Here is an 18,769-nt window from a genome sequence, read left to right as displayed (position 1 = left end):
AAATCTGGCTCGAGAGTAGCCTGATCCTCGCCCGTGTGCCTCCTCTCCCTTCGGGACAAGCGCACGGGCGAACGAATTCCAAGTGGAGACTGACATGTTGATCGTACCCGAGCGCGAGATCGCCGGATTGATGACCCGCCAAGCGGCTTTTGATGCCGTCGAAAGCGTCTTTGCAGCGATGGCCGCAGGCGATGCCTATAACTTCCCTGTCGTGCGCGAGGCCATCGGCCACGAAGACGCTCTGTATGGCTTCAAGGGTGGTTTTGACCGAGCCGGCCTGACTTTGGGCCTGAAGGCCGGCGGCTACTGGCCGAACAATCTTGAGAAACGCGGTTTGATCAACCACCAATCCACGGTTTTCCTGTTCGATCCCGACACAGGCAAACCTTCGGCGATGGTTGGCGGCAACCTACTGACGGCGCTGCGCACAGCGGCGGCCTCGTCCGTGTCGATCAAACATCTGGCCCGCGCAGATGCCAAAGTAATTGGAATGATCGGGGCGGGCCATCAGGCCGGTTTTCAACTGCGCGCCGCGCTGGAACAGCGTAGCTTTGAAAAGGTCATTGGCTGGAACTACCACCCGGATATGCTGCCCAATATCGAGAAAGTCGCCGTTGAGGCGGGCGTCCCGTTCGAGGCAGTCCAACTTGACGGGATGACCGAAGCGGATGTGATCATCTCGATCACTTCGGCCTTTGCGCCGTCGCTTATGGCGCACCATGTCAGCCCCGGAACGCATGTGGCCTGCATGGGGACAGACACCAAAGGCAAGCAAGAGGTCGAACCTGCCCTGCTGGCCAAGGCGCGTGTTTTTACCGACGAGGTCGCGCAATCCGTCACCATTGGCGAGGCACAGCACGCCGTCGCCGAGGGACTGATCAGCCAAAGCGATGTCGCGCAGCTTGGCGCGGTCATCAATGGAACGCATGAGGGGCGCTCGGCCGATGATCAGATCACAGTATTCGACGGCACAGGCGTTGGCCTGCAGGACCTAGCGGTGGCCGCAGCGGTGGTCGACCTTGCCGTAGAAAAAGGGATCGCGATCGAGGTCGATTTCTGACCTCGCTGGTACCTGTTTCCGAGCGGCAAGTCACCCCTCGGTTTGCAACGGCCGGGGTTCTTGCCCCGGCCAACGTCATTCCACCCGGAAGATTTTGCTAGGCGTTGAATTTTCGCTGGATTTCCAGCCTCATGCGCAGGGAAGTTGCGATACCCCGCGCATCTTCAGGCGATTTTTTCGACGACAAGGAACGGTATCTCGAACCAATGTTCCTGCAGGTTTGGTTCGGTTCCAATTCTGTCCACGACCGCAAAAAGCCCCGGATCGTGGAGCGGAGTCAGCACGCCGTGCCAGGTATTGCGGTGATAGTTCACCCCCTGCCCCGGCGCAGTTAGGAACGCAATCGGGTGGCCGGGTTTCCCATCTTCATCGGGAGCTACAACCACAACGAACGGCTTTTCGGACAATGGAAGAAACGCCTGACTGCCCTCAGGGTGACGCTCCATCATTTCCAGCGTGATCGGCAGGCTGAAAGCCTCGGACTTGAACACGCTGATCCCGGCGCGGCCGTCTTGGAAATCCAACTCCGCGCGGTCATGATAGCGGGCGCATTTGCCCTGATTGATGTACTTGTCCACCTCACCCGCCGCTTGGATCACATCTCCAAACGGCGCAAAGGCTTCGGGGCTCAGGGGCTGCAGCTTCAACTCGATGGTCATTCCGAGAACTTCTCGATCAAGCGCAACTCGGCGATCCGTTCGACCTGACGGCAGGCTTCGTCGAACTCGGTGTCCCGATCACTGTCAATGCGACGGTGAAAGGCCTCCAGGATGCTGGCCTTCGTGTTGTCCTTGACGGCGATGATGAAGGGAAAGCCGAATTTGGCCGTGTAGGCCTCATTCAACGCGGTAAAGGTTTCGCGTTCTTCATCCGTCAGCATGTCCAGACCGGCCCCGGCCTGTTCCGCCGTACTTTCCTTGGTCAGCCGCCCGGCGGTCGCAAGCTTGCCCGCCAGATCCGGGTGCGCCGTCAAAACGCCAAGGCGCTGTTCGGACGTGGCCGAGCGAAAAACGCGCGCAAGTGCGTTGTGGACACCAGCCGCATTGTCATGGGTCGGTCCCAGTTCAAGGTCAAACGCGCCTTCGGCAATCCATGGGCTGTGTTCGAACACGCCGCCAAATTCGGACACGAAGGTAGGCTGATCCATTTCGGACGGGGTGAGGCGGTGCATCGGCGGGTGTTCCTTTGCCCAGTGATCGGCAATCTGTTCACGTGTCGCGAACCAGACACCGTCGTGTTGTCTGAAATAGTCCAGCGCGCGTTTCAGGGCCATGGCGCGGCCCGGACGGCCGATCAAGCGGCAGTGCAACCCGATCGAGAGCATTTTCGGCATACCCGCTGTGCCCTCGGCATAGAGCATGTCGAAACTATCTTTCAGATAGCTTTCGAACTGCTCACCATTTGTGTATCCGGCCTGAATCGCGAAACGCATGTCGTTGCAATCCATCGTATAGGGTACGATCAACTGATCCTTGCCGCCTGCCTTGATCCAATAGGGCAGATCATCGGCGTAGCTGTCCGCGATATAGGCAAAGTCACCCTCTTCTGCGGCAAGACCGATTGTATTCATCGAACACCGACCCGTGTACCAACCGCGCGGAGGCTGACCGGTGACTTCCTTGTGCAGCTGGATGGCTTCGCGGATCTGGGCACGCTCGTCTTGCGGGTCCATATCCTTGTGTTCGATCCATTTCAGCCCATGGCTCGCGATCTCCCAGCCAGCATTTTTCATCGCCGTAACCTGCGCCGGGGCACGCGCCAAAGCGGTTGCCACGCCATAAACGGTCACTGGCAGGTCCTGCAAAAGGTGGTGAACACGCCAGAACCCGGCACGGCTGCCGTATTCGTAAATCGATTCCATGTTCCAGTGTCGTTGCCCCGGCCATGGGGCTGCACCGGTGATCTCGGACAAAAACGCCTCGGATGCAGCGTCACCGTGCAAGATGTTGTTTTCGCCACCTTCCTCATAGTTCAATACGATCTGAATCGCGATCCGGGCCCCGTTGGGCCAGTTGGCTTTGGGCATTTCGCTGCCGTAGCCGGTCATATCTCGTGGATAAGGCTTCACATCTGTTTCCTTCTTCTTGAGTTCCTCAATACTCCGGATAATCAAAGAAATTTTTCAAAAAATACGAAAAGCAGTTTCGGACAGTCTGGCTTTGCCCTCGGACGAGAAAACAGACTAAGAAATAAGCAACTTTAGGAGTGGCACAAATGACCGGTTACCTGACCACACACGTTTTAGATACAGCGCGGGGGTGCCCCGCCGAAGGGCTGAAAATCGAGCTGTACCGCATCAATGGCACAGACCGCACTTTGCTGAAAGCGCTGGTGACAAATGACGACGGCAGAACCGACGAACAGATTCTGCCGCAATCCGAGTTTTCAACGGGCGAGTATGAACTGGTTTTCTATGCTGGCGCGTATCTAGATGCCTCAGACACCCCGCCAGAAGATCCCCGTTTTTTGGATGTGATCCCGATCCGGTTCGGGATGTCCGAGCAGTCTCACTATCACGTGCCTCTGCTTCTTTCCCCCTTTGGATACTCGACCTATCGCGGCAGCTAAGGTCTCCGCTTTAGGTATTCGCGGATATCGAAGATCTGATACGCTCTATGATGAACTCCATAAAAAGCCGCGTTTTGGGGTCTTGCATGCGGCGGTGCGTAAACAGGCACGCCATCTGAATGGGTTCCGGTGGCGTTTCTGTTGCGACCGGAGCCAGATTTCCGGCCTTAAGGTGCTGTGCGATCTCAAAGATCGGCTTCAGCGCGATCCCGTGACCTGCAAGCGCCCAATCCGTCAACACATCGCCATCGTCCGACTCATAGCGACCAGAGACACGGAATCGCTTTGGCCCCGAAGCGGTCCTGAGCAGCCATTGAAACTCGGTCGCACCAGGGAAACGTAGGTTGAGGCATTCGTGATTGTCGGCGATCAAGTCGTCTCCGCTTGCCGGCATCCCACGTTTCTTGATGTATTTCGGAGAGGCGCACAGAACCCTTTCCACATCGGCGATCTTGCGAATGCGCAAATTACTGTCCTCGGGCTGCCCTAGGAAAAACGCAAGATCCAGACCTTCTGTTGTCAGGTCGACTTTTCGATCTGTCAGCCTCAGCCTGACATTGACCTCGGGGTACTCGGCCAAAAACTTTGGAACCTGTGGCGCTATCAGCCTGCGACCGACGCCCAATGGCGCAGCAACATAGAGAGAACCTTTCAGATTCTCGGTAATGTTGACGATCTGAGCTTCGGCATTTTCAACGGCCTCAAGGATTTCGGCGGCCCCCCGATAGAAGGATTGTCCCTGTTCGGTCGGCGTCAGGCTGCGCGTCGTGCGTTGAAAGAGCCGCACACCCAGATGCTCTTCCAGTTGCGAAATTCGCGCCGAGGTGACAGCCGGAGAAACCCTCAGATCACGGCCGGCGGCGGACATGCTGCCCAACTCGTAGACTCGGACAAAGGTTCTGATGTTATCTAGATAGGACATTTTTTTGCATTTTTTGATACTGCTTGGTCTTTGCTAGCAATACCAGAACAAAGCAGTCTCGCATAGAGTGAGCGGAAGCAAAGAATCTTAGGAGCAAACCCATGTATGATCTGGCCGTAGTGTGGGAGTGGATTGCCTTTTCGGTCCGCTGGCTGCACGTGATCACTGCGATGGCGTGGATTGGGGCATCTTTCTACTTTATCGCATTGGACCTGATGCTTAAGCCAAACCCTGCGCTGCCGGATGGGGCCTATGGCGAGGAATGGGAGGTCCATGGCGGCGGGTTTTACCACACCGTAAAATACCTCGTGGCCCCCGCCCGGATGCCCGAACATCTGACCTGGCACAAATGGCAAAGCTACACCACATGGCTGTCCGGTGCTGCGCTCCTGATGATCATTTACTGGGTCGGAGGAGAGCTGTTCCTGCTGGACCCAACCAAGGTCGATCTGGCGTTGTGGCAGGGAATTCTGATCTCGGGCGGGTCATTGACCATTGGTTGGTTGCTCTATGACCAGATGTGCAAATCCAAGCTGAGCGATCACCCCACCATTCTGATGCTGCTATTGTTCATGATCCTGGTGATCATGTCCTGGGGCTACAACCAAATATTCACCGGACGAGCCGCGCTGCTACATCTTGGGGCGTTTACCGCAACGATCATGACGGCCAATGTGTTCTTTCAGATCATGCCGAACCAGCGCATCGTGGTCGCAGACCTCAAGGCGGGTCGAACCCCTGACGCCAAGTACGGCAAGATTGCCAAAGTACGCTCGACGCACAACAACTATCTGACCTTGCCGGTCGTGTTCCTGATGCTGTCGAACCACTATCCGCTGGCGTTCGGCACCGAGTATTCATGGATCATTGCAAGCCTGATCTTCCTGACCGGCGTCACCATTCGCCACTACTTCAACACAATGCATGCGACTGGAACAGGCCCGCATTGGACCTGGGCCGTCACGGTCCTTCTGATGATCGCGATTGCATGGCTGTCCTCAGTCCGGTCCGGCGAAACATGGGAAGAGGCCGAAGCGCGCGAACTGACACCCTATGAACAGAAATTCGCCTCGGCCGAGGGGTTCGAGGCCGCTTATGACACGGTTCTGGGCAATTGCTCCATGTGTCACGCACGCGAGCCGGTCTACGGCACAATGAAATGGGCGCCCAAGAAAGTGTATCTTGAAACGCCCGGCGATGTCGCCCGTCAGGCTGATCAAATCTATCTGCAGGCCGGGATCAGCCACGCGATGCCGCCGCCAGCTGCGGTTCAAATGGATGACGAAGCCCGTCAGACTATCATCGCATGGGTGCGTGAAGTAAGAGGCCAGTAAGCCCCGACTTGTGGCAGGCGAAACAGGACCCTCCTGCTGGTTTATCCAAAGAACCTTTTGCTGTGTTTCGCGATGTGTTCGACGAACAGGCGTATTTTAGGATCCTGAAGTTTCTTGTGCGGATAGAGGCAGCCGAAGATGGTCGGCAATGGCGGTGTCGAGGGCAGAACCTCGACCAGTTGGCCTGACACGAGATACTCTTTCACATCAAAGCGCGGTTTGTTGACGATCCCCTTCCCTGCCAAAGCCCAATCCGTCAGGACATCGCCATCATCCGCATCGTATTTGCCCCGAACCTCAAGTTTGCGCGGACCCATGTCGGTGTTCAGGGTCCAGAAATACTCGGGCGATCTGGGATAGCGCAGCAGCAGGCAATTGTGCTGAGAGTGCAATAGGTCATCCGGCGTTTTGGGTACGCCGAAATTTGACAGATATTCAGGCGAGGCACATAGCAGCCGGTCACAATCCGCGAATTTCCGCAGTTTCATCGTGGAATCGCCCGGCTCTCCGATAAAGAACGCAATATCCAAACCATCGGCCATCATGTCCACTTTGCGGTCAGACAGGCGCATGCGGATCTCGGTCTCTGGATAACGCTCCGAGAATTCCGGCACCAGCGGCGCAACGATTCTACGCCCAACCCCCAGCGGCGCTGTGATGCGGATTGCGCCTCGAGGGGCGTCCGAAAAACTGGCGACGCGCGCCTCGGCGTGGTCCAACGCCAGTAAAACGGCCTTGGCCTCATCATAGAAAACCTCGCCGACCTCTGTTGCCGTTATCGAGCGGGTCGTTCTGTTGAACAGGCGCACGCCCAAGTGGTTTTCCAGCTCTTTCAGACGTTTGCTGGCCACTGCGGGGGTTAGCCGCAGGTCTCGGCCGCCGGACGTGATGCTGCCCAGCTCCATCACCCTAACGAAGACCCGCAAGCTTTCGATGTATGACATTCATTCCTCCCACTGCGGGAAGACTGCGATGGTGGGATTTCTTTTTCAACGTTTTGTTGAAAGAATTTGTCATTTCCGACGATTTTAAGACTCAATCTCTGTCTCTATGGTCCTGCGGCGACCCACCCGAAGGCAGGTGTAGAGGGAGACTAGCATGACGCCGCGTACTGACATCCGATTTGTCCTGAATGGCAAGGATGTATCCGTTCCAGACGTATCAGCCGACCAGACTCTTCTGGATTTTCTACGTCTCGAACGACGACTGACCGGCACCAAGGAAGGCTGCGCCGAAGGCGATTGCGGCGCATGTACCGTACTTGTCGGGCGGCTTGGGCGGACAGGACTTGCCTATGCTCCGGTGAACGCGTGCATTCGGTTCCTCGCCTCTTTAGACGGCTGCCATGTCGTGACGGTTGAGCATCTGTCCGGCCACGAAGGTCGCCTGCATCCGGTACAGCAAGCTATGGTGGACCATCACGGCAGTCAGTGCGGGTTCTGCACGCCGGGCTTCGTGATGGCGCTCTATGCGCTGTGGATGCAAACGCCTGAGCCAACAGAGGCGCAGGTCGAAACCGCTTTGCAGGGCAATTTGTGCCGTTGCACCGGGTATGAGCCGATCATTCGGGCGGCGGTTGCTGTCAGCCGCTACGGCACCCCGGCCTCGGACCACCTGAACACCGAACGTGAGGCCATGACCGAGCGTCTGGCGGCGCTGAAAGACGGGCAGCGCGTTGTCTCGGGGCCGCAGGACAATCTTAGTATCCTTCCCTCCAGCGTGGATGATCTGGCCGAATGCCTGCAGACCTATCCGGAGGCCACCATTGTCGCGGGTGCAACGGACGTGGGCCTTTGGGTCACGAAATTTCTGCGCAAAATCGGACCCGCGATCTTTACCGGGCATCTCGAGGACCTGAAAATGGTCGAAAAACAGGGCCAAAACCTGCTGATCGGAGCAGGTGCCACCTACACCGATTGCCAGGATCTGCTCTCCGAGCATCTACCGCACCTGACCTCATACTGGGATCGTATTGCCGGGTGGCAGGTGCGCAATATGGGCACATTGGGTGGCAACATCGCCAACGGCTCTCCCATCGGGGACACGCCGCCTGTGCTGATCGCGCTTGGAGCGGAAATCACGCTGCGCCGTGGGTCGGACGTCCGGACCATGCCGCTAGAGACTTTCTTCATCGACTACGGCAAACAGGATCGCCAACCGGACGAATTTGTCGAAAGCATCCGCGTCCCCCTGCCCCATTCAAAAGACCTGAACGCCGCCTACAAGATCTCGAAGCGCCGGGATGAGGATATCTCCTCGGTCGCGGCAGGCATTCATATGTCGGTTGAAGATGGCATCATCCGCGATGGCCGCATCGCTATGGGTGGCATGGCCGCGACGCCAAAGCGCGCGACGGCTGCCGAGGCCGCTCTGAACGGTCAGCCCTGGTCGCGGGAAAGTTTCGAAGCTGCGGCAACAGCGTTGGCTCAGGATTTCTCGCCCCTGACGGATTGGAGGGCCTCGTCCGACTATCGGATGCTGACGGCCCAGAACCTGCTGCGTCGGTTCTTCCTAGAACATGACGCCCAGACGGACACCCCCGTTCAACTGGCTTGTGCGTAACAAGGAGACGACACAATGAAAGACATCGTTTCCATCGTTGGGGCCGCCCACACTGACGTCAACCACGACAGCGCGATCAAGCATGTTACCGGAGGGGCTGACTACACCGACGATATTGCCCTACCCCAAGGCGCGCTGCACGCCTATCTTGGCGTGTCCGACGTGGCCCATGCCAAACTGCTTGGCATTGATTTTGCGAAGGTTCTGGCAACACCCGGCGTTGTTGGGGTTTTGACGGCAGATGACGTGCCGGGGGTCAATGATATCAGCCCGACCCACCTGAACGACGAGCCGGTTTTCCCAACTGATGCCATTCAGTTTCACGGCCAACCCCTGTTTGCCGTCATAGCCGAGACTCGCGACATCGCACGCCGCGCCGCCGAGCTGGCAGAGATCGAATACGAAACCCTGCCCCATGCGCTTGACCCCATTGAGGCCCAGAACGCCGGCTACCCGCATGTCACCGCCCCTCTAAAGCTAGAGCGCGGGGATGTTGCCCCCGCTCAGGCTGCGGCCCCCAATCGGATCCAAGGCCGGATGCGAGTCGGCGGTCAGGATCACATGTATCTTGAGGGCCACATCGCCTTTGCCATTCCGGGCGAAGATGACGATGTGGTCGTGCATTGTTCGACCCAGCATCCATCTGAGGCGCAGCATATGGTGGCCCATGTGCTTGGGGTGCCGTCCAATGCGGTTGTGGTCAATGTCCGCCGCATGGGTGGTGGCTTTGGCGGCAAGGAAAGCCAGATGAACCTGTTCTGCGTTGTGGCTGCCATGGCCGCGAAAAAGTGGAACCGCGCCGTCAAGATCAGGCCCGACCGGGATCAGGACATGACGGCGACCGGCAAACGCCATGACTTTGTGATCGACTATGACGTGGCCTTTGACGATGCCGGTCGCATTCAGGCTGTCGAAAGCAGCTTTGCCGCGCGCTGCGGATTCTCGGCAGATCTGTCGGGGCCGGTGACCGACCGGGCGCTGTTTCATGCAGATAACGCTTATTTTTACCCGAATGTGCGCCTTAACAGCCATCCGATGAAAACCAACACGGTCTCAAACACCGCTTTCCGCGGATTTGGCGGGCCGCAGGGTGTGATCGCGGCGGAAAGGATGATCGAAGAGATTGCCTACGCCACGGGTCAGGACCCTCTGGATGTGCGCAAGGCCAATTTCTATGGCACCGAAGACCGGAACGTGACGCCTTATCATCAGGTGGTCGAAGACAGCATTCTGGACCGGCTGGTCGGAGAGCTGGAGGAGACCTCGGACTACCGCCAGCGCCGTCAGGACATCATCGCTTTCAATCAATCCTCGCCGATCCTGAAAAAGGGGATCGCTCTGACGCCTGTGAAATTCGGCATCTCTTTCACGGCGACGTGGTACAATCAGGCCGGCGCGCTGGTACATGTCTACAAAGACGGCTCGATCCACTTGAACCATGGCGGCACCGAAATGGGGCAAGGCCTCAACACCAAGGTCGCGCAGGTGGTGGCCGAGGCTTTTCAGGTTGATTTCAGCCGGATCAAGATCACCAAGACCACGACCGAGAAGGTCCCGAACACATCCGCCACTGCAGCCTCTAGCGGTACCGACCTGAACGGAATGGCGGCGTTGAACGCGGTCGAGCAGATCAAGGAACGGCTGGTGAAATTTGCCTCGGAAAACTGGGATGTAAGCCCCGAGCAGGTGATTTTCCTCGCCAATCATGTCCATATCGGCGAAGAAGTTCTGCCCTTCGATGCTTTCATTAAACAGGCCTATCTGGCGCGTGTGCAGCTGTCGGCAGCCGGGTTCTACAAGACCCCCAAGATCCACTGGGACCGGGACAAGGGCCAAGGCCGCCCCTTCTACTACTACGCCTATGGGGCATCCTGTTCGGAAGTGACCATAGACACCCTCACCGGAGAATACCGGGTCGACCGCACGGATGTGCTGCACGATGTCGGACGCTCACTGAATCCCGTTCTCGATAAGGGTCAGGTGGAAGGGGCCTTTGTTCAGGGCATGGGCTGGCTGACCACAGAAGAGCTTTGGTGGGATGATGCTGGTCGCCTGCGCACCCATGCTCCGTCGACATACAAGATCCCGCTGGCCTCGGACCGCCCGCGTATCTTCAACGTGAAACTCGCCGATTGGTCGGAAAACCGAGAGTTGACGATCAAACGTTCCAAAGCCGTGGGCGAGCCGCCCTTCATGCTGGGAATTTCGGTGTTCGAGGCCCTGTCGATGGCCGTGGCATCCGTCGCCGACTACCGGGAATGTCCTCGCCTAGACGCCCCAGCCACGCCCGAGCGTGTCCTCATGGCCGTTGCCCGCCTGCAAAACGGTGCCTAAACGATGCCCGCCGCGCAGTCCCTGAAGACGTTTCTGTCCGAACAAAGCAGCGTGATCCGCATTGCGCTGACGCGTGTGCGGGGGTCTTCGCCGCGCAACGAAGGGACAGAGATGTTCGTGGCGCCTAGCGCGCTGTGGGGGACGATCGGCGGTGGGCAATTGGAATTCATGGCCATCAACGCTGCGCGGGACATGCTGCGGGACGGGTCGCTGCACCGGGATATGGATGTGCCGCTCGGGCCTGAAATCGGCCAATGCTGCGGGGGACGGGTCGAGCTGCAACTGACCCGCATGCGGTCCTCGGACAAAAGGGCCGCAACCGACCGGGCTGCGCGGCGCGAAGATGCCTTGCCGCATGTCTACGTAATGGGGGCAGGTCATGTGGGGCGCGCACTTGCGGATCTTTTTCAGCACTTGCCTGTGCGCTGCATCCTTGTCGACACACGGGCCGAGGAAATTGACCTCTGCACTGCGGATGTTGAAACCCGGCTGAGTGCAATCCCCGAAGCCGAAATCCTAAGTGCGCCTGCGGGCAGCGCCTTTATCGTCCTGACCCATGATCACGGGCTGGATTTCCTGCTGACCACCGCCGCGCTTGAACGTCAGGACGCGGCCTATGTTGGCATGATCGGATCCGCGACCAAGCGGATCAAGCTGAGGAATTGGGCACATAAACAGTGTGACGGACAATCCATCGAACATTTGAGATGCCCCATCGGGGCAAGCGGTAGCCGCGACAAGCGGCCCAGCGTCATAGCCGCCTTTGTGGTGGCCGAGGTGATGGCTGAACTGACCTCTGAAACTGCCGCGACCGCCCCAACCGGGGCAACCAAGGTGCCCCTTGCGGGCCAACATCACGACCGGAGAGGGAGAACCGCCTGACATCCACCAGGCAATTCCGGTCCTATCAGAGGAGGAGACCGTCATGGACGGGAGGACCTACGAATACAAGCTGTTTACCCGCAGCGACTTCAGCGCTTTCTGGGCGCTTTTTACGGATAACCTGGTAAACCTGCTGATCCTGTCCGGGGTCTGTCAGTTCGTGTTCCAGATGCCAGCCGAGATCGTCTTTGGCCGCATCGTACCCGGTGCCGCCATAGCAATCCTGGCCGGTGTCGGGGTTTACACGTTTCTCGCCAAATGGGCGGCCACCAAAAAGGGCGAAGACGTCACCGCCCTGCCCTACGGCATCTCGACCCCGGTCATGTTCGTCTACCTTTTTGGCGTCATCGGACCAATTTACTGGGCCACCAACGACCCGATGCTGGCCTGGCAGGTAGGAATCGGCGCGGGCTTCATGGGCGGGATCGTTGCAGCCCTTGGGGCGTTTGTGGGTCCTTACCTCAAGCGGATTACACCGCGCGCCGGGATGCTCGGCACGCTGTGCGGCATTGCGCTGGTCTTTATCGGCTCCGTCCCCTTGGCAGAGGTGTTTGAGAACCCGATCATCGGTTTTACCTCGTTGCTGTTCATCCTTTGGGGTCTGATCGGGCGGTTCCGCCTGCCGGGTAATGTGCCTGCCGGTCTGGTCGCGATTGCGGCTGGTACGGTGATTGCCATCATCCTTGGTGAATCGAAAATCGACACAAGTGGCATCGGCTTCTACCCGCCAATCCCCTATTTCGGCGACCTCATCGCCGGTGTGCAGTATCTGTTCGCCAACCCCGAGTTGTTTCTGGTGCTGATCCCGGTGCAGATCTACAACTTCATCGAAACCATGAACAATGTGGAATCCGCCGAGGCCGCGGGCGATCACTACCCCGTCGGGCTGTGCCAGGTAACGGATGGCGCGGGCACGATGCTGGGCGCGTTGTTTGGCTCTCCGTTCCCGACGACAGTCTATATCGGTCACCCGGCCTACAAGCGGCTTGATGCACATGCGGGCTACATCGTGGGTGTTGCCGTCGTGATCGCGGCTGCCGCTTTCCTTGGCTTCCTGTCCTTCCTTGCGGGTCTTATCCCAATTGCGGCTGCGGCGCCTGTTCTGGTCTTTGTCTCGGTCAGCCTGATCACCAACACGGCCTGGGCGGTGAAGCCGATGCACATGGCAGCGGTATCTTTCGCGATCCTACCCCATATCTCGGCCTTCCTGATGGTCAAATGGGGCTCACTGATGAACGCGCTGCGCAGTAGCGGTGTCGAAGGCCTGCCTGCGCTGGGTGACGAGGGTCTGACCGCCGCACTCCTGATGGAGGGTGCCCACTACGAAGGACATCTGGCGCTTAGCCAGGGTGCGATCATCACTGGTCTGATCTGGGGGGCCATTGTAGCCGACGTGATTGACGGCCGGTTCCGCATGGCTGGCGCCTTTGCCGTCGCAGGCGGGCTGATGTCGGCGGTGGGGATCATCCACTCCTACACGCTGCAGATGCCGCAGTTCGATGGGATTACCATCGGCTATCTGATCGTCGGCGCGTTCCTCTACCTCTACCCGATGCTCGCCCCAAAAGCGGATCTTGAGCATCGCGTGATCGTTCCAGATGAGCCCGATCTCATCGACGACGACACACCTGCGCAACAGGCCTGACCCATGGCGGGGCAGCCTTAGGGCTGCCCCTCTGCCCGTTTTCCCACGACATACGAGACATTCCATGACACAGAGATTGCTGCGCGGTCGTCTGCTGACCTTTCATCGTGAGCCCCAGAACGGCGACGATATCGGCGCCTATACCTATCTTGAGGACGGCGCGGTGCTGATCCGGGACGGGATCATTCAGGACACCGGCCCCTTCTCGGCGATCAGCGCAAAGGCCAGAGACGTGCCTATGACGGACCATCGCCCTCATCTGATGATGGCGGGATTCATCGACACCCACATTCACTTTCCCCAAGTGCAGGTGATCGCCTCGTGGGGCGCACAGCTCTTGGACTGGCTCAACACCTACACATTCCCAGAAGAAACCCGCTTTGCCTCGGACGGGCACAGCGCGACTATGGCGCGGGCGTTCTATGACCAGCTGATCGCGCATGGCACCACGACGGCGGTTGCCTATTGCTCGGTCCACAAAACCTCGGTTGACGCGTTCTTTACCGAGGCAACCAGACGCAACATGCGCATGCTAGGAGGCAAGGTCCTGATGGACCGCAACGCGCCTGAGGCGCTGCAGGATACGCCGCAAACCGGATATGACGACACCAAAGCCCTCATCGCCGACTGGCATGGCAAAGGGCGCAATGGCTATGTCATCACGCCCCGGTTTGCGATCACCTCAACCCCGGACCAAATGGCCATGGCCCAGGCGCTGGCGCAAGAGCATCCCGACTGCCACATCCAGACACACCTGTCGGAGAACAAGGACGAGATCGCCTTCACCAGACAACTCTACCCGCAAGCTCAGGACTATCTGGATGTCTATCAGTCCTACGGTCTGCTTGGACGGAAAACCCTACTCGGACACTCCATCCATCTTGAGCCGCGAGAGATTGACGTGCTGGCTGAAACCGGCGCGCATCCCGTGTTCTGCCCGACCTCGAACCTGTTTCTAGGCAGCGGCCTGTTTGATCATGCCGGGCTGAGCGCGCGCGGAATCGCCAATGGGATCGCAACGGATGTTGGTGCTGGCACCAGCTATTCAATGCTGCAAACCCTGAACGAAGGTTACAAAGTCCTGCAATTGCAAGGGACAGCCCTGCACCCTCTGCAAGCGTTCCATTGGGCAACCTGCGGCAATGCCTGCGTTCTGGGCCTCGAAGACAAAATCGGTACGCTCGCCCCGGGAAGCGAAGCCGACGTCGTTGTTCTGAACGCACGCAGCACCCCGGCCATGGCCCTACGTATGGACCGCGTGGACAGCCTGTCACAAGAGCTGTTCGTCCTGCAGATGATGGGAGACGATCGCGCGATTGAGGAAGTCTATGTGTCGGGTACACCCAGCAAGGTTGCAGGACCGCAACCTGAACTAGCCAAAGTCCCTGCCTAGCGGCATCTGGAGCGCGGGCCCATTTCCAGCCCGCGACGGTCTTAAATTGAAAGCCCGGATCAGTCGACTTGCTCGATCCGGGCTAGACCCTTCAAAACCGCGCGGCCAAGTTCCTGATAGCACAAGGCAAAAAGCGCGGGATGCCTCGGGTGCCCAATAAATCCTTCAGGTGCAATGAAAAATCGATCTGTATCCCGTCATTCCACAAATTGGGTAATAAGGCAGGTGACGGTATCATCTGCTGCGACTTGGCGGCGAATACCAGTGTGTTAGGTTAGGAGGCGGGTCTGCAAAGAGATTTGATCTTCTCGCAGCCACCACTTCCAATCCTTCAACTTGCGATGTGGGGTTCCGACTTGTTTGCTTGGCTTCTGCCTGCGTTTTTCGTGATCCCGAGTCTACCCCTCAAACTTCAAGGCGATGCTTTCTTGCGTCGCAACGCTTTGACAGCAGAGGATGAGCCCTTTCGAGATATCTCCGTCTTCAAGTGCAACTCGGTTCCGCATATGGACGGCCCCTTCGGTAAGCCGGGCAACACAGGCACCACAGACACCGGACTGGCAACTGTATGGTGGATTTAAGCCTTTCAATTGGGCAGCTTCCAGTATGGTTTGACCCGCAGCCACCGGTACGTCATGCCATGCACCATGCAGATTTATGCGGGCTGTCGCTGCGACCCCTGACGTGCTGAGGTCGAGCTCGACATTCCCTCCAAAGCTTTCCGTGTGAATGCGATCGTCAGGCACGTCCAAATTTTTGAGCGCCGCCCGTAGGTCCGTGTTCATGCTGCCCGGACCGCAGATCCAGTATTGCGTGTCCTGCGCCACAGGTGGGGTCTCGGCAATAGCGGCCTGAACGGCGTTTGCATCCAACCGACCCGTGCGCCAAGGGCTGAACCAACTGAACAAGGAGGGGTGTGACAGAACATGGCGCACAGAAAAGCGTTTTGGGTATCGCGCTTGGATCTGCTCCAACTCGTCCCGAAAAATGATGCTGTTCGCGTTGGTGTTGCCGAAAACCAAATGCGCGACGGAATGCGGCTCGTCCGTCAAAACGGCATTGATCATCGCGTATAGAGGCGTGATGCCACTGCCCGCGCCAAAGAAATAGTGTGTGCGGCGTTTAAGGAGTCCGGGCGTTAAGGTGAACTGTCCAAAGGGGGGCATGACTTCGATGGTATCCCTTACCGACAGAGCATCACCGATATGGTTCGACACGATCCCGCCTTTCACTCGTTTCACAGTGATGCGCAGTGCGGATCCAGGAGGGTTTGAGATGGTGTAGCTGCGCCTATGTTCCTGCCCTTCGATCAAAAACCTGATCGTCAAATGTTGCCCTGCTATCCATTGAAACAGATCAGCCAGTCTGGCAGGGACATCTAAAGTGACACTTGTGGCTGCACCGCCGATCTCTGTGCGGATGTCAGATAAGGTCAATGGATAGAAGTCGCGCTGCATTAAATCACCAATCACCGGTAGTCATAAGTTGTTGTCAATGACCGGACCACCATCCCGCCAAGGTAAGGTTCAAAGGCAAACTCATCTGTTTTACGCATTTTGCCGGCATATCCCTGCCAATCATATTCAATATCCGTAACCGCGGTTACGTGGTGGACCTCATCTTCGGTGCGGGTGGTCATTCTGGGCGTGGATCGCTTAGTTTCCTTGTAGTCCGCCAATTCCTTGGGGAGTTCAGCATCGGTAGCGGCGGCAACGTCCCCCACACGGTAAGTGAAGACATCATCTTCCTGCCCGGCACCGTATTTGAGAACGATCCGATGAGTAGCTTTGGGATGCCAGATTTCCCACGTAGCCAGAAGGCTATCTTCGTCTTGAGCCGCCAGGACACGGGCGGAGATCTCCTCAGGCGTTTCTGCTTGCGCTGTCAGCGCCAAAGCCGACGCGATAGCCACGCCAATTAGGGTGGCTTGAACGGGTGTCATAATCCATCTCCGCATTGTTCAATCAGCCTTCATGAACTCCAAAACGGCTTTTTGGTGCTGGGTAATCGGGCTTTCACCAATCCCGGCCGGGCCGATTTCCAGATACGGGCTTTTCAGAGACTTCTGCTGTTGTTCGCAGGCATAGATATCCTCGGTCGTGAAGTCTCCGGATGCCATCGGATCATCTTCGCCTGCGACATCGGCCCCTTGATACTTCGCACCGCCAAAGTCCTTCCAAAAACCCCAGCTTTTCCACTGTTGTTTCTGAAACGCCCAATCAGATTCATTGGCCAGTTTCGTGCGATTTTCGATGCGCGTAAGGTCCGGCGCCAGTGGCGTGATGATAAACAGGTTCCAGCTTTCCTCACTGGCCCCGATACCAATGCCGGGAAAGAGCATTGGAACCCACGCGCCGACATGGGGTTTTGGGATCGCGCGCGGCATCGGCAGGTTCGCCTCATGATCCTTGGCGTACTCCGCGGACGGAGGCTCCCAAAAGTGATAGTGCGGCCCCTTCCACCCGTATTCCGCCTTGGCATGGTCATACATATGCAGGGTGTTGGAATGCAGGTGGCTCAGGTGATAGACGTCGATGTAATTCTCGACAACGATCTTCCAATTTGCCTTGATCTCATAGGTGTTCCGACCTTCAGCGTACTCTACCAGTTCCTCGGGCTTGTGCGGGCCAAGGAATGGATCGACCTCGCCAAACCACTCCGCAAGCGTGGGCGCGTTCGGATCAGGATGGACGAACAACATACCGCGCCAGACGTCTACGCTCGCCGGTTTGAGGCCAAGGCAGGATTTATCGATACCACCGGGAAATTCCGACGCCTCATCGGGGACGGAGATCAGATTGCCTTCCAGATCATAGGTCCAATCGTGGTAAGGACATGTAAGCGCTTTTTGCGTCTTGCCAACCGCGCGGATCAGTTGTGTACCGCGATGGCGGCAAATATTGTGAAAGGCCCGCAGCCGGTGATCGCGCCCCATGACGACAAACAGGTTGTTCAAACCTGCCTGCACCGACAGATAGTTCCCGGGGCCTTCGATATCTTCAACCAGTCCCGCAAAACGCCAGGTGCGTGAGAAGATCTGTTGTTGTTCTCGGTCGAACCAATCCTGCGAAGTATAGGCTTCGACTGGCAGGTGATGATACATTTTGGTCATCTTTATCCCTCAGGTCATCAGATGGGCGTATTGTGGAAAAAGGCTGGCGGCGAGCATCATCAGTCCTGACAAAGCCCAGAGGCAGGCAATGGCCCAGAATAGAATTGGATCGTCGTGTCGGTTGATCTCGAACACCAGAAAAGCCTGACCATTCAGGATGGTCAGAATGGTCCACCACAGGAAGAGCAGCCCCCAGACCCAGTAGTATCCCAGGACAGCTGCAGCCAACAGTACAGGCAGAGTTATATAGTTCGCGGTTCTGGCGTGGCTCATCGCTCGGCCTCCAGCGTAGAGGCAAGCAAAGACGCCGCCAGCTTCAATTCCGCGCGCCAGACTTTGGGCGGCTCGAGTGGCGACAGGGCATCCATGCTGACAAAGATTGCGGAAATACCCTGAGTCACGGCACGAGTGCTTGCACCCGGCGCGTTAGGGGCGGCGCGCTTCAGGACATCCTCAACCACGTCAAAAAAGGCACTTAGGCTGTCCATAAGATCCTGCCGCAATTCCGGGCGATCCGGAACAACAGTCACCAGCGCCTGATACGCCAACATCAACCGCGGATCAGTTCCGCTGTTTTCGGCAAAAAGAGCGTCCACAAGATCCGTTGGCGTAGCTCTGTCTGGCAGGGCCTGTCGCAGGCCGTCTAGTGACATCGCAAAGCCTTCAAGCGTGTACTCGGCAAGTGCGGCAATCATTTCGTCCTTGTTGCCAAGATAGTGGCGAAGCAGAGGGCGCTTGACGCCTGCTTCCTCCGCGATCCGTTCCTGGGTCGCGCCGTCAAGGCCGAACCGCGCCACACATGTGAGGTACGCATCCAGGATTTCCTGAGATCGTTGGTCTTTCAGAGATGGTCTTGGCATTGCGGCCTCTTAAATTGTCACTGATGACAAATAATGATTAGAGATTGTTTGTCAACTATGACAATCTACTTTGAGACCAGCGCGTGAAAAGAAACTT

The 18,769-nt window shown here is 57.7% G+C and carries 17 protein-coding genes; 8 read left to right on the top strand and 9 right to left on the bottom strand.

Annotated elements, in window-relative coordinates; genetic code table 11:
* Nucleotides 1-94: 94 nt before the first annotated feature.
* Nucleotides 95-1,060 (top strand): iminosuccinate reductase BhcD, encoded by a 966-nt coding sequence (gene bhcD, locus ACR0I8_RS13880; protein ID WP_170689136.1) that lies wholly within the window; start codon nucleotides 95-97, stop codon nucleotides 1,058-1,060.
* A gap of 164 nt (nucleotides 1,061-1,224) precedes the next feature.
* Here bhcD and ACR0I8_RS13875 read toward each other — a convergent pair whose 3' ends face one another.
* Nucleotides 1,225-1,719: an ureidoglycolate lyase gene (locus tag ACR0I8_RS13875; RefSeq protein ID WP_170689135.1), complete on the bottom strand. Its 495-nt coding sequence runs from the start codon at nucleotides 1,717-1,719 to the stop codon at nucleotides 1,225-1,227.
* Entirely contained in the window at nucleotides 1,716-3,128 is a 1,413-nt protein-coding gene (puuE, locus tag ACR0I8_RS13870) for an allantoinase PuuE (protein WP_170689134.1), read from the bottom strand. The genes ACR0I8_RS13875 and puuE overlap by 4 nt, the downstream gene beginning before the upstream one ends.
* Before the next feature lie 146 nt (nucleotides 3,129-3,274).
* Here puuE and uraH point away from each other — a divergent pair, with 146 nt between their 5' ends.
* A complete protein-coding gene (gene uraH, locus ACR0I8_RS13865) occupies nucleotides 3,275-3,628 on the top strand; it encodes a hydroxyisourate hydrolase (protein ID WP_170659110.1) in 354 nt (117 codons plus the stop codon).
* 10 nt (nucleotides 3,629-3,638) lie between these two features.
* On the opposite strand, the gene ACR0I8_RS13860 is transcribed toward uraH, so the two are convergent.
* Nucleotides 3,639-4,550: a LysR family transcriptional regulator gene (locus tag ACR0I8_RS13860; protein ID WP_170689133.1), complete on the bottom strand. Its 912-nt coding sequence runs from the start codon at nucleotides 4,548-4,550 to the stop codon at nucleotides 3,639-3,641.
* Between the two features lie 101 nt (nucleotides 4,551-4,651).
* Between ACR0I8_RS13860 and ACR0I8_RS13855 the strand changes: the two genes are divergently transcribed.
* Nucleotides 4,652-5,884, top strand: a complete 1,233-nt coding sequence (locus ACR0I8_RS13855) for a urate hydroxylase PuuD (RefSeq protein ID WP_170689132.1) — start codon at nucleotides 4,652-4,654, stop codon at nucleotides 5,882-5,884.
* Nucleotides 5,885-5,925: 41 nt separating this feature from the next.
* On the opposite strand, the gene ACR0I8_RS13850 is transcribed toward ACR0I8_RS13855, so the two are convergent.
* Nucleotides 5,926-6,828, bottom strand: coding sequence for a LysR family transcriptional regulator (locus ACR0I8_RS13850; protein WP_170378289.1), 903 nt, complete (start codon nucleotides 6,826-6,828; stop codon nucleotides 5,926-5,928).
* A gap of 154 nt (nucleotides 6,829-6,982) precedes the next feature.
* On the opposite strand from ACR0I8_RS13850, the gene xdhA reads away from it, so the two are divergent.
* From xdhA to guaD, 5 genes are all read left to right on the top strand, one after another.
* On the top strand, nucleotides 6,983-8,446 hold the full coding sequence (gene xdhA, locus ACR0I8_RS13845; RefSeq protein ID WP_480703273.1) for a xanthine dehydrogenase small subunit: 1,464 nt from the start codon (nucleotides 6,983-6,985) through the stop codon (nucleotides 8,444-8,446).
* 15 nt (nucleotides 8,447-8,461) lie between these two features.
* On the top strand, nucleotides 8,462-10,780 hold the full coding sequence (gene xdhB / locus ACR0I8_RS13840; protein ID WP_170689130.1) for a xanthine dehydrogenase molybdopterin binding subunit: 2,319 nt from the start codon (nucleotides 8,462-8,464) through the stop codon (nucleotides 10,778-10,780).
* Between the two features lie 3 nt (nucleotides 10,781-10,783).
* The gene (gene xdhC / locus ACR0I8_RS13835) at nucleotides 10,784-11,662 is read left to right on the top strand and encodes a xanthine dehydrogenase accessory protein XdhC (RefSeq protein ID WP_170689129.1); all 879 of its coding nucleotides are present in this window, start codon (nucleotides 10,784-10,786) and stop codon (nucleotides 11,660-11,662) included.
* 43 nt (nucleotides 11,663-11,705) lie between these two features.
* A complete protein-coding gene (locus ACR0I8_RS13830; RefSeq protein WP_170689128.1) occupies nucleotides 11,706-13,307 on the top strand; it encodes a permease family protein in 1,602 nt (533 codons plus the stop codon).
* A 64-nt stretch (nucleotides 13,308-13,371) separates the two neighbouring features.
* Entirely contained in the window at nucleotides 13,372-14,700 is a 1,329-nt protein-coding gene (gene guaD, locus ACR0I8_RS13825) for a guanine deaminase (RefSeq protein ID WP_170689127.1), read from the top strand.
* Nucleotides 14,701-15,098: 398 nt separating this feature from the next.
* Here guaD and ACR0I8_RS13820 read toward each other — a convergent pair whose 3' ends face one another.
* The 5 genes from ACR0I8_RS13820 to ACR0I8_RS13800 are packed head-to-tail and all read right to left on the bottom strand — an operon-like array spanning nucleotide 15,099 to nucleotide 18,672.
* Complete coding sequence (locus ACR0I8_RS13820) at nucleotides 15,099-16,157, bottom strand: ferredoxin--NADP reductase (protein ID WP_170689126.1); 1,059 nt, start codon at nucleotides 16,155-16,157, stop codon at nucleotides 15,099-15,101.
* An 11-nt stretch (nucleotides 16,158-16,168) separates the two neighbouring features.
* A complete protein-coding gene (locus ACR0I8_RS13815) occupies nucleotides 16,169-16,642 on the bottom strand; it encodes a hypothetical protein (protein ID WP_170689125.1) in 474 nt (157 codons plus the stop codon).
* An 18-nt stretch (nucleotides 16,643-16,660) separates the two neighbouring features.
* Nucleotides 16,661-17,812 (bottom strand): SRPBCC family protein, encoded by a 1,152-nt coding sequence (locus ACR0I8_RS13810; protein WP_170689124.1) that lies wholly within the window; start codon nucleotides 17,810-17,812, stop codon nucleotides 16,661-16,663.
* A 9-nt stretch (nucleotides 17,813-17,821) separates the two neighbouring features.
* Nucleotides 17,822-18,085, bottom strand: a complete 264-nt coding sequence (locus ACR0I8_RS13805) for a hypothetical protein (protein WP_170689123.1) — start codon at nucleotides 18,083-18,085, stop codon at nucleotides 17,822-17,824.
* Nucleotides 18,082-18,672, bottom strand: coding sequence for a TetR/AcrR family transcriptional regulator (locus tag ACR0I8_RS13800; protein WP_170689122.1), 591 nt, complete (start codon nucleotides 18,670-18,672; stop codon nucleotides 18,082-18,084). The genes ACR0I8_RS13805 and ACR0I8_RS13800 overlap by 4 nt, the downstream gene beginning before the upstream one ends.
* Nucleotides 18,673-18,769 lie beyond the last annotated feature (97 nt).

The organism is Ruegeria sp. BG9 (genome assembly GCF_056538305.1).
The sequence above is the reverse complement of the archived record's forward strand: the minus strand, read 5'-3'. Positions and strand labels throughout refer to the sequence as shown.